Origin of the sequence: Terriglobus tenax, assembly GCF_025685395.1 — a bacterium.
Lineage (GTDB): Bacteria > Acidobacteriota > Terriglobia > Terriglobales > Acidobacteriaceae > Terriglobus > Terriglobus tenax.
Genome location: NZ_JAGSYA010000003.1, coordinates 15,470 through 29,535, shown reverse-complemented (window position 1 = coordinate 29,535; position 14,066 = coordinate 15,470). Strand labels below are relative to the sequence as shown.

General features: G+C 61.9%; 17 protein-coding genes. 11 read left to right on the top strand and 6 right to left on the bottom strand.

Going from position 1 to position 14,066, the window contains the following annotated elements; translation table 11 throughout:
* The first annotated feature begins 100 nt into the window (after positions 1–100).
* From OHL13_RS00200 to OHL13_RS00190, 3 genes are all read left to right on the top strand, one after another.
* Positions 101–847, top strand: a complete 747-nt coding sequence (locus OHL13_RS00200) for a response regulator (RefSeq protein ID WP_263408094.1) — start codon at positions 101–103, stop codon at positions 845–847.
* Between the two features lie 99 nt (positions 848–946).
* Positions 947–1,462, top strand: coding sequence for a transglycosylase domain-containing protein (locus OHL13_RS00195; protein WP_263408093.1), 516 nt, complete (start codon positions 947–949; stop codon positions 1,460–1,462).
* Positions 1,459–2,109: a flavin reductase family protein gene (locus tag OHL13_RS00190; RefSeq protein ID WP_263408092.1), complete on the top strand. Its 651-nt coding sequence runs from the start codon at positions 1,459–1,461 to the stop codon at positions 2,107–2,109. The genes OHL13_RS00195 and OHL13_RS00190 overlap by 4 nt, the downstream gene beginning before the upstream one ends.
* Positions 2,110–2,241: 132 nt before the next feature.
* Here the strand turns inward: OHL13_RS00190 and OHL13_RS00185 are convergent, their stop codons facing one another.
* Complete coding sequence (locus OHL13_RS00185) at positions 2,242–2,799, bottom strand: hypothetical protein (RefSeq protein WP_263408091.1); 558 nt, start codon at positions 2,797–2,799, stop codon at positions 2,242–2,244.
* Between the two features lie 90 nt (positions 2,800–2,889).
* On the opposite strand from OHL13_RS00185, the gene OHL13_RS00180 reads away from it, so the two are divergent.
* From OHL13_RS00180 to OHL13_RS00170, 3 genes are all read left to right on the top strand, one after another.
* A complete protein-coding gene (locus tag OHL13_RS00180; protein WP_263408090.1) occupies positions 2,890–3,477 on the top strand; it encodes an anthranilate synthase component II in 588 nt (195 codons plus the stop codon).
* On the top strand, positions 3,477–4,409 hold the full coding sequence (locus OHL13_RS00175; protein WP_263408089.1) for a nuclease: 933 nt from the start codon (positions 3,477–3,479) through the stop codon (positions 4,407–4,409). The genes OHL13_RS00180 and OHL13_RS00175 overlap by 1 nt, the downstream gene beginning before the upstream one ends.
* A 99-nt stretch (positions 4,410–4,508) precedes the next feature.
* Positions 4,509–5,291 (top strand): class I SAM-dependent methyltransferase, encoded by a 783-nt coding sequence (locus OHL13_RS00170; RefSeq protein ID WP_263408088.1) that lies wholly within the window; start codon positions 4,509–4,511, stop codon positions 5,289–5,291.
* Positions 5,292–5,338: 47 nt separating this feature from the next.
* Here OHL13_RS00170 and OHL13_RS00165 read toward each other — a convergent pair whose 3' ends face one another.
* A complete protein-coding gene (locus tag OHL13_RS00165) occupies positions 5,339–5,848 on the bottom strand; it encodes a hypothetical protein (RefSeq protein WP_263408087.1) in 510 nt (169 codons plus the stop codon).
* A gap of 38 nt (positions 5,849–5,886) precedes the next feature.
* Here OHL13_RS00165 and OHL13_RS00160 point away from each other — a divergent pair, with 38 nt between their 5' ends.
* Entirely contained in the window at positions 5,887–7,062 is a 1,176-nt protein-coding gene (locus tag OHL13_RS00160; protein WP_263408086.1) for a phosphatidylinositol-specific phospholipase C1-like protein, read from the top strand.
* Between the two features lie 204 nt (positions 7,063–7,266).
* Here the strand turns inward: OHL13_RS00160 and OHL13_RS00155 are convergent, their stop codons facing one another.
* From OHL13_RS00155 to OHL13_RS00145, 3 genes are read right to left on the bottom strand one after another with little or no spacing between them, the layout of a single operon-like run.
* Positions 7,267–8,187: a metallophosphoesterase family protein gene (locus OHL13_RS00155; protein ID WP_263409095.1), complete on the bottom strand. Its 921-nt coding sequence runs from the start codon at positions 8,185–8,187 to the stop codon at positions 7,267–7,269.
* Between the two features lie 41 nt (positions 8,188–8,228).
* Entirely contained in the window at positions 8,229–9,356 is a 1,128-nt protein-coding gene (locus tag OHL13_RS00150) for a glycosyltransferase (protein ID WP_263408085.1), read from the bottom strand.
* Positions 9,357–9,413: 57 nt separating this feature from the next.
* Positions 9,414–9,797 (bottom strand): MerR family transcriptional regulator, encoded by a 384-nt coding sequence (locus tag OHL13_RS00145; protein WP_263408084.1) that lies wholly within the window; start codon positions 9,795–9,797, stop codon positions 9,414–9,416.
* Between the two features lie 93 nt (positions 9,798–9,890).
* Here OHL13_RS00145 and OHL13_RS00140 point away from each other — a divergent pair, with 93 nt between their 5' ends.
* Positions 9,891–10,997 carry an SDR family NAD(P)-dependent oxidoreductase gene (locus tag OHL13_RS00140; protein ID WP_263408083.1) on the top strand — a complete coding sequence of 369 codons (1,107 nt, stop codon included), beginning with the start codon at positions 9,891–9,893 and terminating at the stop codon, positions 10,995–10,997.
* A 107-nt stretch (positions 10,998–11,104) separates the two neighbouring features.
* Complete coding sequence (gene rplS / locus OHL13_RS00135; RefSeq protein WP_399254932.1) at positions 11,105–11,461, top strand: 50S ribosomal protein L19; 357 nt, start codon at positions 11,105–11,107, stop codon at positions 11,459–11,461.
* Between the two features lie 72 nt (positions 11,462–11,533).
* Here rplS and OHL13_RS00130 read toward each other — a convergent pair whose 3' ends face one another.
* Positions 11,534–12,409, bottom strand: a complete 876-nt coding sequence (locus OHL13_RS00130) for a hypothetical protein (protein WP_263408082.1) — start codon at positions 12,407–12,409, stop codon at positions 11,534–11,536.
* Positions 12,410–12,543: 134 nt separating this feature from the next.
* Between OHL13_RS00130 and OHL13_RS00125 the strand changes: the two genes are divergently transcribed.
* Positions 12,544–13,329: a ribonuclease HII gene (locus OHL13_RS00125; RefSeq protein ID WP_263408081.1), complete on the top strand. Its 786-nt coding sequence runs from the start codon at positions 12,544–12,546 to the stop codon at positions 13,327–13,329.
* Positions 13,320–14,054, top strand: a complete 735-nt coding sequence (locus OHL13_RS00120; protein ID WP_263408080.1) for a PIG-L deacetylase family protein — start codon at positions 13,320–13,322, stop codon at positions 14,052–14,054. Before OHL13_RS00125 ends, OHL13_RS00120 begins: the two co-directional genes overlap by 10 nt.
* Positions 14,055–14,066: the final 12 nt, after the last annotated feature.

Genomic DNA, 14,066 nt, shown 5'->3' with positions numbered 1-14,066 from the left:
CGGGCATCGGTGCGCATCCATCTCCCAACGGAACAATGTTTTATGTTGCAATGATGTCTGCCCCCACCGTGTGCTGGGAACTGCAAGGAGTTCTGCCTGAATGAAACGCCGTATTCTGCTTGTTGACGACGAAATTGCTGTCCTTCTGACCCTGAAGGCCGTTCTGGAGATCTCCGGCTTCGACGTTGATACCGCCACCTCCGGCCTGGACGGCCGCCAGAAGCTTCGCTCCAAGGTGTATGACATGGTCATTACCGATATGCGCATGGAGCACGAAGAGGCCGGTCGCGATGTTGTCGGCTTTGCCCGGTCCCTGCCGAATGCTCCCGCCATTGCCCTTCTCACCGCCTTTCCCGTTGCCGACGATGACTGGCAGGAGATGGGCGCCGACCAGATGCTGGTGAAGCCGATGCACACCCGTATTCTGCTGGAGCAGATTGAAACACTTTTCCAGAAGCACCAGTCCCGTACTGGCGCAACTGAATCTACCCAAAAGAAAGAAGCGAAGAACGTAGTGAAGAAAGCTGCTGTTACCAAGTCCGTAAAGAAGGCCGTCAAGGCCGTGAAGTCTGTTGCTGCCAAGCCTGTGGTTGCCAAGGTTGAGAAGAAGGCTGCAAAGCCCGCCGCAAAGACCGTGAGCAAGACTGTAAAGCCTGCCGCAAAGCCGGTTGCCAAGAAGGCCGTAGCGAAGAAGGCTGCCGTGAAGCCGGTGAAGGCAGTGAAGGCGGTCAAGGCCACGAAGCCTGCCAAGGCCGCAAAGGCTGCAAAGCCCGCGGTGAAGGCCGTGAAGAAGACCGCTCCGAAAAAAGCCGCGACCAAGATCGTCAAAAAGGCTGCCAAGAAGTAAGGCAGCACGCGAGGCAATGCAGAAGGGGCGTCCTGCGGGATGCCCCTTCTGCATTGCTGTGGCGGTTTTCCGGTCGCCACATGGGGTTACACTCGCACCATGAAGACCATTCTCTCTACGGCGCTGTTGATCCTGCTGATTCCGTGCGTGTTGCTGGCCGGACTGTGGGTGTGGGCGTACTATTCCACCCCGGCCGTGGTGACGGAAGCCTACAACCGCGAGCTGTCGCGCAGTGCACCAAAGATGCGCCTGCTGCAGTTGCCCGAGGCGGAGCTGGCCCAGATCCGCAATGCCAGGCCGCTGCCGGAGGCTGTCGCGGAGGCACTGTTCTTCTATCCCGGCCCCTACAAACCGAATGCCTTTCGCGACCTGCAGCGCAGGGTCTTTGCCTCCGCCCTGGACCACCGGCTGAGCAGCGACGAACAGTTGCAGATCTACCTGAACCACGCCGATTTTGGCCCGCTGCACACCGGCCCCACTCCGGACAAGGACATCATCGGTTTTGCCGCCGCGTCGGAAGCGTACTTCGACAAGCCGCTGCCTAACCTGGCTCCGGAACAGTTGCAGGCGCTCCTCGATTCCCTGCAGCACAAATCCATACAATCAGTTCCATGAGCCTTGAGTTCACATCGTTTGATATTGCCGCGATGACGCCGGGAAATGCCTACAAGCTGCTGTCGTCCGTGGTGGTGCCTCGCCCTATTGCGTGGATCGTTTCGCAGTCGGCCGCCGGGCATCTAAATGCCGCTCCGTTCTCGTTCTTCAACCTGCTGTCGTCAGACCCGCCGGTGGTAGGCGTCGGCTTCAGCACGCACTCGACGGGCGCGGACAAGGATACCTACACCAACATCCTCGAAACCGAAGAGTTCACCGTCCACATCGTGACGGAGGAGACAGCCGAGGCGATGAACATTACGGCGGTGGAAGCTCCGCACCACGTGAATGAGATTGAGCTGGCCGGGCTGACGCTGGCCGCGGGAACGGCAGTGAAGACGCCGCGCATTGTGGAGTCGCCCGCAGCGCTGGAGTGCCGCCTTCTGCAGACGATTCAACCGGGCGCCTCAAGCAAGATTGTGCTGGGGCAGGTGGTGCATGCGCATGTGCTCACACAGGCGTTTTACGACCTGGACCGGCTGCACCTGGACGCGGACGCGATCCACCAGATCGGCCGCATGCAGGGCGGACTTGGCGGCGGATATACGCGCACACGGGACAAGTTCGATATCAAGCGACCGGTGTGGAAAGAAGAGGCCAAGGGGTAAGGATTGTGACTCACGAACCCACCCTGACGTTGCGAGGGTGGGGCTGGCTAAGAACCAGATCCTTGCGGAATGACAAACAAGAAAAGCAGCGTGCCTTGCACACTGCCTCTTACAGCTTGTACCTGTGTGTTCCTAATCCACCTCGGCGGTCAGGTCCAGGCCGATGATGGCGCTGTTGGCGTCGATGGTGATTTCAAGCGTGGTGCCGTCCTTCCACTCCCAGTGCAGCAGCGTGGTCTGCGGCTTTTTGCCGGGGGTAATGGTGACGCGTGAGCCGTAGGCTGCAATGGCCTTTGCGGCGGGATCGCCCATACCGACGCCTTTGGCCGTGGCGCAGCTTCCCTGCTCCGGCTGGCTGACGGCGGGCTGATCTTCCGGCCGGGTAATGGTGGTGGAGTAGGTGGTGCGCGGAGCGGAGGGGTCGGCATACTTCGACAGCACGCGGACGTGGCAGGTGGGCGTATCCCACTCGACGGACTCGTCGCCGCCGCCGGAGCCATTGGCGTCGTTCTCCATCATGACGGCGTTTTTGTGCAGCTCCACCGGCTGCTTGTAGTGGCCAGCCTTGATGTCGACACCGGCGAGGCGGCGCTCCGCCAGCCCTGGCGTCACCGTATCGACAGGTCCCTTCTGCGCCGGCAGAGCGGCTGACAGCGCCATCAGGATGGCGCCAGAGGCTTGTAAACCCACGGACTTCGTACTCCTTCGTTTGAGAACACTACTGTAATTCCTAAGATGCGGAATGCAGAGAGATACACTACAGACGGGATACTTTCAGTTATGGTCTTCGTTCTGGACAACTACGACTCGTTCACCTACAACCTGGTGCAGTACATGGGCGAGCTGGGCGCGGAGCTGGTCATCCGCCGCAACGACGAGCTGTCGCCAGAGGAGATTGAGGCGCTGAAGCCGTCGCATATCGTCATCTCGCCAGGCCCCTGCACGCCGTTTGAAGCCGGAGTCTCGATTGACCTGATCCGCCACTTTGCCGGACCGGCGAAGAATGCAGGCGTGCCGATCCTGGGCGTTTGCCTTGGCCACCAGTCGATTGGAGCCGCCTTTGGCGCGACCGTGACCCGCGCGGCCAAGCTGATGCATGGCAAGACCAGCGAGGTGGAACACGACGGCAAGACGGTCTTCAAAGGCATTGCCACACCGATGACCTGCACACGCTACCACTCGCTGATTGTGACCGAAGAGTCTCTGCCGCCGGAGCTGGAAGTGACCGCCCGCACGCAGGACCCGGCAGGAAGCACCGTGATGGGCCTGCGGCACACGTCGCTGCCCATTGAGGGCGTACAGTTCCACCCGGAGTCTGTTCTGACAGCCGACGGCAAGATGCTGATTGCGAACTTCCTGAAGATGTAATGACATATTCTTTCCAGCCCGGGTGCCCCATCCTCGTAACGCTAGGGTGGGTTCTGCTGACCGCAGCTTTGCCCGCGTTGGCACAGCAGCCGATCGGCACCGTGATCACCGAGAATGCCTCAGTCTCCGGCCTGGTGACGGTTTCCAACCAGAAGGCCACCATTGCCAACCAGGGTTCGATTACCGCGGCGACCAACCGCACGGCGGAGCTGACGCTGACGCGCGGCGGGTCGGTGAAGGTCTGCTCGACCTCGTCCGTTCACGTTTCGCAGGCCAGCGCGGCGAATCCGCCGTTGCTGCTCGCCCTGGATCGTGGCGCACTGGAGGCCAGCTTTCCGGCAACCGCAGCCGACACGCTGATGACCCCGGACCTGCGCTTCCAGGTCACCGGAACCGGTCTGCTCGACCTGCGGCTGCGTGTGACGCCGAATGGCGATACCTGCGTGGACAATCGCAGCCGGCCAGAGACTCCACCGCTGCATGTGACGAATCCCTTCGGACCCGAGGGCTATTTCATCAAGCCGGGCCAGCATCTGCTATTTGTCGGCGGATCGATGACCAAGGTGATCGACACGGAGACGACCAACTGCGGGTGTCCTGCACCACAGCCCGCGCCGGTGGCCGTGCAGGTGGCTGACGGCAAGCCGCTGACACCTTCGCAGGCCGCCGCGGAGCACCCTTTCCCGGAGGCGCAGGCCGCCGGACTGGCTCCCGGCCCCGAGGTTCCTCAGGCTCCTCCCGGAGAGGTGCATACGCAGGTGACGACTGCCTTCACGGTGGATGGCAATGCACCCAAGCCCGCGCCGAAGCCTGAACCCGCAGCCGCGCAGCCCGCCTCGGCCCCGCCGTCTGCAAAGCCCGAGGCGGAGCCGAAGCGCAATGCCTTCCAGTCCATTGGCCACTTCTTCAGGCGCATCTTCGGCGGCAAGTAAATCGTTTTTCATCGCGTCGCAGCTGCAGAAGCGGGTTACCCTTGTGGCGCGAGGTGCACGATGGACTCCCCCGTTCCCATAGAAAACATCAAGCAGTCAATGAAAACCACCTGGATGGCCGGAGACTTCGGCGTGGTAGCGAAGACGATTTCCGGCGGCGCCGAGAGCTTTGTCGCGGGCCTGGGCATTACGCCCGGCATGCGCGTGCTGGACGTTGCCTGCGGCACCGGCAACACCGCGCTGCCGGAAGCGAGGCGGGGCGCCGTGGTCACCGGAGTCGACATCGCCACCAACCTGCTGGCACAGGCACGGGAGCGCGCGGCAACCGAGGGACTGGAAATCCAGTTCGACGAGGGAGATGCCGAGGCGCTTGCTTACGCGGACGCGAGCTTTGACATGGTCGTCACCATGTTCGGGGCCATGTTCGCTCCGCGGCCGGCCCTGGTGGCCAGCGAAGCGGCGCGTGTGCTGAAACCAGGAGGCCTGCTGGCGATGGCCAACTGGAACCCGGCAAGCTTTTCCGGACTCATGTTCCGCACCGGCAGCAAGCATGCTCCGCCTCCGCCTGGCCTGGCGCCGCCGGTGCTTTGGGGTGATGAGGCCACCGTGCGCGAACGGCTGTCGCCGTACTTCGATGCGATTGCGACGGAGATTGTTCCGATCGACTTCGACCTTCCGCTTCCGCCGGCAGAGGTCGTCGAGTTCTTCCGGCGCTACTTCGGCCCGACGCAGATGGCCTTCAACCGTCTGGACGAAGCCGGGCAGGCTGCCCTGCGCGCCGACCTGGTCGAACTGTGGAGCTCGCACAACGTGTCGGAGTCGCCTGCAATCTCCACGCTGGTGAAGAACGAATTCCTGAAGGTGACAGCTCGCAAGCGATAACGCCTTTGCGCGATTGCCGCGGAAATTGTGAGCTTTCTGGAGTAACGCTAGCGGTGCGCTTCCAGCAGCCAATGAAACAGCCAGCCCAGGGGCGAGTAGGGCGTGTGTTCGCCGAAGTGAAACTCTCCCTGGGTCCGGCCGGGGTTGCCGGGATGGAGCGGGAGTTCAAACAAGAGGAAGTGCGCGGAGTCTGCCCCGGTAAGCCAGTGTCCGCGCGTTCGGAACTCGCGTTGACCGGCGTGAGCGCCACGGCGGCGGCGGAAGCCTGCGGTGAGCAGGGCTTGCTCGGCCTCGTCGACCGGGCCATCGTAGGTGAAGGTACCAGCCGCAGTCTGCGAGGCTTCAAGCCTGGAATGGGTGATGCAGAAGCGGAACCTTGCGAAGGCATCCTGCCCATGGTGCAGCAGGGCGGCGTGGCCGTTGGTGACCGTGACCGGGTGCAGCTTGCTTTCAAGCAGCGCGAAGAGCCCTGACGGCAGCATGCGCAGGCATGCTGAGAGGTCATGGCCCGCGTCGAGAAGATGCCGGGTGGTGCGATGTGAGGAGCGGTGCGGCATTTACCTGAGGATTACACGCCTGCTCTAGGATCGGCAGCATGAGAATGCTGCTTCCTTTGGCCCTGATGGTCTGCGTACTACCTGCCCTTGCACAGAACGATCTGCGTCTTAACCAGATTCAGGTGGTAGGCACGCACAATAGCTACCAGATGCCCGCCGATCCGCGCGTGATGCAGGTGATGGGTCCACGGCTTAAGCCGATGATTGAGGGCATGATGCAGCACATGCCGGCTGAGCAGGCTGCGGCGATGAAGGAAGAACATCCGAATCCGCTGGCGGATGCCTTTGCCGATGGGCTGGATTACATCCAGGCTCCGCTGGAGATGCAACTGCGGGCCGGCGTGCGCAGCCTGGAGCTGGACCTGCAGGCCGATCCGAAGGGCGGCCTGTATGCCGATCCGCTGCCTTACCGGGAACTACGCGCCAAGGGGGAAACCGACCTTGCGCCCATCTACGAGGAACAGTTGGAACAGCCGGGCATGAAGGTCTTCCACATGGCCGATATCGACTTCCGCAGCCAGTGCCCGCGCTTTCAGCAGTGCCTGAAGCTGTTGCGCCAGTGGTCGGATGCGAACCCCGGCCACAGCCCGGTCTTCATTCTGCTGGAGCCGAAGCTGTCCGGGTTGGAGAAGGTGGTCCCAGGGGCGGTTACGGTGGGTGCCTTCGACAAGGCAGCGTTTGACGAGGTGGACACGGAGATTGTGCGCGTGATGGGACGCGAGCGGCTGTTTACGCCGGATGATCTGCGCGGGACACACGCCACCGTGGAAGAGGCGGCACTGGCCAAGGCATGGCCAAAAGTATCCGAGACACGCGGCAAGTTCCTCTTCCTGTTCCTGGTGCCGGGGCTGAACTTCAAGGCGTTTGCGCCGTATCTGGAAGGTCATGAGAACCTGGAAGGCCGAGCGGCGTTTGTGCAGGGCCTGCCGGGCATGAAGCATACCGCCTTTGTGATGGTGGACAACGCGACCATCAAGCCGGGCCGCGTGGAAGAGCTGGTCCGCAAGGGATACTTCGTTCGCTCGCGCGCGGACATTGACACCTACGAAGCGCGCAAGAACGACACCACGCGTCGCGAAGGAACACTGCGGAGCGGAGCGCAAATCATCTCCACCGATTACCCGCTGGAGCCGAACATCTACGGCAATACCTACCAGGTAAAACCGTTTACGGACGGGTTCCGGTGCAACCCGGTGACGGCGAGCTGTAAGTAGCGGATTCAGGGACCTGCTCTCCCCGGTCGAGTCTGGCTGGGTGGAAGAAAGCAGGTCCTTCGCTGCGCTCAGGAAGACAAAAGAACAAGAACGGCAAAGGCTGAAGCAGATTCCTTTGCTGCACTGCGGAATGACGGACAAGAAAAAGCAAATGCAGGTCCCTGCGGCATGTTGCGCCTCGGGTCGGGGTGACAGGCACGAACCCTAACTGTCTTCCCGCACCACCGCCTGGAAGCCATACGTCTGGTACTGCGTCAATACCTTGCCGTTCTCCACTGACACCACCGTGTACCCCTCCGGAGCGCCCATGTGTGTGCCCTTCCACCAGTTGCCGCTCACCGCTCCGCCGGTAATGTACTTCACGCCGCGATACTCCACCACCTCGTTCACATGGGTGTGGCCCTGCAGCACCGCCAGCACGTTGTACTGCTGGAACAGCGTCACCATCTCGTAAGAGTTGATCACCGTCAGGCCATGGTGCGCCGCCGGCTTCGGCGAAGGCTTCAGGTACTGGTCATAGGCCGAGATGATCGGGATATGGCTGGTCACAATCACCGGCGTTCCCTTCGGTAGCTTCTTCAAGTCATCGGCCAGCCATGCCACCTGCGCCGCGTCGATGCGGCCCTCGTAAGCGCGGTCGTCCGTGATGCCAATCGAATCCAGTATCACGAAGTGAACACCCTTGTGGTCGAACGAGCGATAGCGCGCGCCCATGCGGTCCTCAAAGGTCTTCTTGCCATAGAGCGGATCGGTCGGCGAAACACCGCTCTTCGGGTAGATGCCCAGGACATCATGGTTGCCGATGGTGTGGTGCACCTTCAGGCTCAGGTCCTGCGCCGTCTTGTCGTACAGGTCAAACAGGCTCAGAGCGCGCGAGGTCGGCACCTCCAGCGAGTCGAAGACATGGTCGCCACCCTGGATGGCAAAGTCCACCTTCTCCGTACGCATCTTCTTGAACGCCATCTCGCAGCCCTTGGCCGCGTTCAACTCCGGCTGAATATGCGTGTCCGTCAGAAAAATAAAGCGGAAGCCCGGCTGCTGAGCCTGTGCGGAGGGCGTGGCGGCTCCCAGGGCAACGGCTGCCCCGGCGGTTCCTGCAAACGAAAGAAAGTCGCGGCGATTCATGGCCAACACGGTAGTGCACCTGTGTAAAGACGCGATGAATCTTAATTCCGCCGCTTCAACCGGCCATCCGGCGTCAGCTCATACAGCCCGCCGTGGTAATACATCTCACCCGGCAGATAGCTGCACAGCCACAGGATGCCGCCCATCAGATCGCGCAGCGGATACAGCAGCGTATAGCGCGTGCGGTTCGGATCGTCCAATACTGACAGCATGGTGAAGGCCTTCACCATGCGATTGATGCAGGCAATGGCCAGGAACCCAAGCCCCAGCAGCGGACGTCCCGCCGCCAGCCCCCAGATCAGTCCCAGCACGCCAAAGGGCAGGGCAAAGGTCAGCCCGGTACCAAGATGTCCCGCCGGACGCGAGCGGCGCGTGCTCTGCATCCAGCGCAGCTGGTTGCGGAAGCTCAGGTTCAGCGTCGTCTTCGGCACAATCAGGTTGATCACATGCGGCGACATGATGACCTTCTTCCCCTGCTCGGCCAACCGGTTGCCCAGGATGAAGTCCTCCGCATGGTACTGGCCCAGATCTTCGTAGCCACCGGCATCATAAAAGGCCTGGCGGTGCAGGATCATCGTTACGCCGAGCGAAAACTTCGTTCCACCTTCCACCATCGTCGCCACCAGAACGCCGGCGCACATCTCCACCGTCTTGCCCATAGCGTCCAGTTCGGTGGCCAGGTTCGGCTCGTCCACGGTGCCGCGGTACAGGCACGACGAAAGCACCGTGCCGTCCTTCAGGTCCTGCACGCAGCGCAGCAGGTAATCCTGGGCCACGCGTGCATCAGCATCGCTGCTCACCAGGACTTCATGCTCCGCAGCCTCAGCCAGCACACCGAGCGAAAACATCTTGGCATTGGGATACTGCGGCTCGCCACAGGTCAGGTAACGCGCCTTCACCTGCGGATAGCGCTCGCCCACCTTCTGCGCCAGCTGCAGACCCGCATCGCTCGCGTGACGGGCGACAAAGATCAGCTCCCACGCACCGGGATACTGCTGCTCAAAGAAGCTGGCGAGATTTTTCTCAAGCCCAGGCTCCTCGCCATGCAGCGGCTTGCAGGCACTTACAGCAGGAATAAAGTCAGCGGGCAGCCGCTCGGCGCGGCGCTTGCGAGTGTTGTACTTCAACGCGGCCACCACCACCATGCCGGTGTAAATGGCCGAGGTCACCGTACCCAAGCACACGAGATAAAACAGGACGCGTAACAACCAGAAGATCATCGTGGATTATTTTTTCGGATTCACCGGCCGCTTGAAGGGCACAAGTCCCGGCCCCTGCGGCTGCTGTGCCTGCTGCATGCGGGTCAGCATCTCCGTGCGGACGTATTCCACAAAGTTCTGCATCTGGCGGTTCATCTCTTCCATGCGCTCCCTCATCTGCAGAACAATGGCGATGCCGGCGATGTTTACTCCCAGGTCGCGCGCCAGGTTCAGGATGAACTCCAGCCGCTCCAGGTCTTCATCGGTGTACAGCCGCGTGTTTCCGTCCGACCGCGACGGACGCAGCAGACCTTCGCGCTCATACAGGCGCAGCGTCTGCGGATGTATGTCATACATCTCGGCCACAGCCGAGATCATGTAAGCACCCTTCGATTTACGCTTCGTCGCCATAATGGTTCTTCTGTCACTATATTGGACGGTTTGGCACTCCGGAAGCACCGTCTAGCAACTGGGTGCATCAAATTGCCGTCTGAAAGAAAAGACATGGGCATCCTCTTCAAAATCGGCAAGAAACTCGCGCTGCGCAAGCTTTACCGCTCCGCCACGGCCACCAATCCCACAGCGCAGGTGCTTCTGGGCGCCGCCGGCATGGCCATTACCGCCGGGGCGGTCTACGTCGCACAGAAGCGCAAGAAGGCCATCCGCAACAAGGTGGTCGTCATCACCGGAGGATCGCGCGGCCTCGGTCTGGCTCTCGCCCAGCGCTTTGCCCGTGGCGGAGCCTCGCTGGTGCTCGCCGCCCGCGATGCGGATGAGCTTCTCCGAGCCCGCCAGATGCTGCTGGACCGTGCCGCCGTGAAATACGCCGAGGACGTACTTCTGGTGCCCTGCGACCTCACCGACGAGAAGGCGGCCGCAGACCTGATCCAGCGCGCCACCACCCACTTTGGCCGCGTTGACGTTCTGATCAACAACGCCGGCATCATCCAGGTCGGGCCCATCGAAGATCAGCCCATCTCCGCCTTTGACGAGGCCATGCGCGTGAACTTCTTCTCCGCGCTCAACACCATTCACGCCGTCCTGCCGCAGATGCTGGTGCGTGGCTCCGGCTCTATCGTCAACATCGCGTCCATCGGCGGCAAGCTGGCCATGCCGCACATGCTGCCCTACACCGCGTCGAAATTTGCCCTAACCGGCTTCTCCGAAGGTCTCCGTTCCGAGCTGAAATCGAAAAAGATCTTCGTCACCACCGTCTGCCCGGGGCTGTTGCGCACCGGCTCGCACGTTCAGGCGCAGTTCCGGGGCGATGCCGCGAAGGAGTACCAGTGGTTTGCCGCCGCGGCCACCACACCGGGACTTTCCGCCAGCACCAAGCGCGCCGCCAACCGCATCTTCCATGCCGTCGCCGCCCGGAAAGCGGAGCTGACCATTACTCCGCAGGCGTGGCTCGCTGCCCGCATCCACGGCATGGCGCCGGAAACGACGCAGGCCGTTGCCGGAATCCTGAACGACTGGTTCCTGCCCCGTGCCCCTCAGGCGGAGTCCACGGCCGCTTCGGTTAAGGGAAGGGAGCTTCCCCAGCCGGAAATCAAGCCTCTGGCCGCCTGGAACGAGCGCCTGCAGCGGGAAAACAATCAGCAGACGGGCTGATCCGGAACTTTCCTGAAGGAAAATCTCTGCGGGGTGCCTGCGAAGGTTCCCATCTGTATGACTTTCCTGTAAACTGAAACTTCGACTCTTCGAAGGAAAAGTGTGTCATGTCAATCAACCCCATCATGCAGAGACTTGCCGCGAAACTCCAGCGGACCGATCTTCCCGAATTCGGCCCCGGAGACACCGTCCGCGTGCAGGTAAAGATCAAGGAAGGCGACAAAGAGCGCCTGCAGGCCTTTGAGGGTCTGGTTATCGCCACGAAGAAGGGCCCCCAGGGCAGCTTCACGGTTCGCAAGATGAGCTTCGGCCAGGGCGTCGAGCGCATCTTCCCGTACAACTCCAAGGTTGTCGACAAGGTCGAGAAGGTTCGCTCCTACCAGGTGCGTCGCGCCAAGCTGTTCTACATCCGCGCTCTGCGTGGCAAGGCTGCCCGCCTGAAGGAAGTCGAGCGCGTAAAGTAACGCCTCGGCGTCATTTTTTGACGCGAAAAGCCGGCCCAAAGGCCGGCTTTTTCGTGTTTAAGTTGCACCCCTCTACGGCTGTTTTCCCGGTGTCTCCGCTGGCCTGGCAAGCACCGGCATAACTTCCTTCGGCAGTGCGGGAGCTCTTGTTTCCACGGCTTTGGCTGCCGGCCAGGCATACGGCGCGCGGCGCAGGGGGCCGTACCCCATCACGGGAAAGCGCGACTCCCGGCTGTACTCCCTGTCCACCAGCACGTAGGCCGGCACAGGATGCTTCTGGTGAAGCAGCGGCTTTTCCCCGGCAATCTGTAACTGGTGCTCGCCCACGCTGATCGTCAGTGTTTTGCCGTCGAAGGCATTCTTCTGCGCGGTAGCTCCCGGAAACGGCAGCGTGGAAACCACTGTGTTCCCAATGCCTGGAGCGTAGATGTACAGGTACTTCAGATCGTCGATCTCATAGTTCAGCCGCGCCTTGCCTGTCCATCCGTCCACGGTCAGCGTGCCCTGTTCAATCGTGACCGGAACCTTCTTCGGGATCTTCTCCTTTTCCGCTTTCAGCTTCTTGCCGTGGGCGTCATAGCCCAGGTGGTCCTTCGTCTGCAGCAGCAGTTTTCCATCCTCGTCCAGGACGGGTTGACCATGCTTGTCCAGCAACGGCCGGGGAGCAGGCTGAAACATCGGCCTGGCATCGGGGTCCAGAATCTGTTTTCCGCTCTCATCCAGAATCGGCGCTCCCTGCCGCGGCAGGACATCGATCTGCCGCTGGATCTCTGCTTTTTGGCGAGCCTCTTCCTCGGGGCTCAGGACGACCTTCGGCTTCCTGCTGAACAGGCCGCCATGCTTTGCCGGGCCTGTCGGTTGGGCCGGTCCTTCCGGCTGTGAAGCATCCTGCGCTGCCACCAGGGCCGCAGCGCAAACCACCAGAGAACACATCCATTTCCACTGCATAAAAACGTGTTTCTCCACGCCCGGTTGTTGCCGGATCGCGGGGTTTCCTCTTTCCTGGGGAGAATCTTGCTGGCAAGCATATGCCGAACTGCGGAGGATTACAAAAAGTGAGGCGATACACTGGAAATCAGACGATGCCGCTGCCCCGTTCCAAAGCCGTCTCCCCCCGCACCGGGAAGCCGCTCGCTGCCTCCACCGCCAAGCAGAGGATGCTGCGGCAGCTGGTCTGCTCCGACGAGTGTGAGCAGGCGTTGCGGCTCAAGGGATACCGCCTGATCGCGGGCGTCGACGAGGTTGGCCGTGGCGCCCTGTATGGTCCGGTCGTCGCAGCAGCCGTCATTCTGCCCGAGCAGTGCGCCGAACTTGCCGCCGCCGGTCTGACCGATTCAAAACAACTGGCTCGCGAAGACCGCGAACGGCTCGATCTTCAGGTGCGAGCCATGGCCCTGGCCGTCTGCGTGGCCGAGGTCGCGGCAGAGACCATCGACCGCATCAACATCTACCAGGCATCGCGTCTGGCCATGCTCAACGCCGTCGCCGGGCTGGGCATCGCGCCTGACCACCTGCTGATCGACGCCATGCGCATCGACCATCCCTGCGCGCAGACCAGGCTGGTCTACGGCGACTCGCTCTCACTGTCCATCGCGGCGGCTTCCGTCGTGGCCAAGGTGCACCGCGATGCCCTGATGTGTGCCGCGGACGAGGTACACCCCGGCTACGGTCTGTCCTCACACAAAGGCTATGCGACCCCGGCGCACAAACGCGCCCTCAAAGAACTGGGACCCACACCGCTGCACCGCCGCAGCTTTGCTCCGGTAGCCGGCGCCGGTCCTGACACCGTAGTAGAAACGGGCAGCCTGCCCTTTGACGAAGAAGCGCTCAACGAAAGCGCCAGTGGAGAGAACACAGCATGGGCTTGAGGATGATGGTCATCGTCGCACACCCCGACGACGAGTGCTTTGCCTTTGGAGGCGCGATTGCCCTGGCAACCCGCAGCGGCGTGGAGGTCAGCTGCATCTGCCTGACCGACGGGCAGGCGGCCACCAACCGCGGCAGCTCCGCAGATAGCAAGGAGCTGGGCCGCATCCGCCGCGAAGAGTTCGCCGCAAGCTGCCAGGTACTCGGCATCAAGCACCATGAGTTGCTGGATTATCACGACGCCCAGCTCGTCCACGCCGATGTCGAAGAAGCGGGAAAGAAGCTGGTCGAGCGCATGCGGACTTTCAAGCCGCATGTTGTCGTCACCTTCGGCCTCGACGGCGGTCTGAACACGCATCCCGACCACACCATGGTCTCCGCCATCACAACGGCCGCTTATCACTGGGCCGGCCGGCCCAAGCGCTACCCGGAGCTTGATCTGGAGCCGCACCTGGCGCAGCGGCTGTACCACATCACCACCAACTTCACGATTCCCGACCGCCAGCCGCTGATGCCTGCCCCGTGGACCTGCGTACTGAACACGGAAGCGGTGTTGCCGGTGCGTATCCTGGCCTTCGAGATGCACGCCTCGCAGTTGCCGGTGCTGGAAAGCGTCAGGCCGTACCTGGACAAGTTCGGCAAGCAGGAGTTCTACCTGTTGATGTCGGCCTCCACGCCACAGCCAGCGGCGATGACCACGGACATGTTCGACGGCGTCGTGGAATAACAACATCCCACC

Coding starts and splice junctions, on each gene's coding strand:
- OHL13_RS00180 (WP_263408090.1), top strand. CDS start 2,890: ATGGTCTTCGTTCTGGACAACTACGACTCGTTCACCTACAACCTGGTG.
- OHL13_RS00125 (WP_263408081.1), top strand. CDS start 12,544: ATGCCGCTGCCCCGTTCCAAAGCCGTCTCCCCCCGCACCGGGAAGCCG.
- rplS (WP_399254932.1), top strand. CDS start 11,105: ATGTCAATCAACCCCATCATGCAGAGACTTGCCGCGAAACTCCAGCGG.
- OHL13_RS00160 (WP_263408086.1), top strand. CDS start 5,887: ATGAGAATGCTGCTTCCTTTGGCCCTGATGGTCTGCGTACTACCTGCC.
- OHL13_RS00170 (WP_263408088.1), top strand. CDS start 4,509: ATGAAAACCACCTGGATGGCCGGAGACTTCGGCGTGGTAGCGAAGACG.
- OHL13_RS00120 (WP_263408080.1), top strand. CDS start 13,320: ATGGGCTTGAGGATGATGGTCATCGTCGCACACCCCGACGACGAGTGC.
- OHL13_RS00195 (WP_263408093.1), top strand. CDS start 947: ATGAAGACCATTCTCTCTACGGCGCTGTTGATCCTGCTGATTCCGTGC.
- OHL13_RS00130 (WP_263408082.1), bottom strand. CDS start 12,409: ATGCAGTGGAAATGGATGTGTTCTCTGGTGGTTTGCGCTGCGGCCCTG.
- OHL13_RS00165 (WP_263408087.1), bottom strand. CDS start 5,848: ATGCCGCACCGCTCCTCACATCGCACCACCCGGCATCTTCTCGACGCG.
- OHL13_RS00175 (WP_263408089.1), top strand. CDS start 3,477: ATGACATATTCTTTCCAGCCCGGGTGCCCCATCCTCGTAACGCTAGGG.
- OHL13_RS00190 (WP_263408092.1), top strand. CDS start 1,459: ATGAGCCTTGAGTTCACATCGTTTGATATTGCCGCGATGACGCCGGGA.
- OHL13_RS00145 (WP_263408084.1), bottom strand. CDS start 9,797: ATGGCGACGAAGCGTAAATCGAAGGGTGCTTACATGATCTCGGCTGTG.
- OHL13_RS00200 (WP_263408094.1), top strand. CDS start 101: ATGAAACGCCGTATTCTGCTTGTTGACGACGAAATTGCTGTCCTTCTG.
- OHL13_RS00155 (WP_263409095.1), bottom strand. CDS start 8,187: ATGAATCGCCGCGACTTTCTTTCGTTTGCAGGAACCGCCGGGGCAGCC.
- OHL13_RS00140 (WP_263408083.1), top strand. CDS start 9,891: ATGGGCATCCTCTTCAAAATCGGCAAGAAACTCGCGCTGCGCAAGCTT.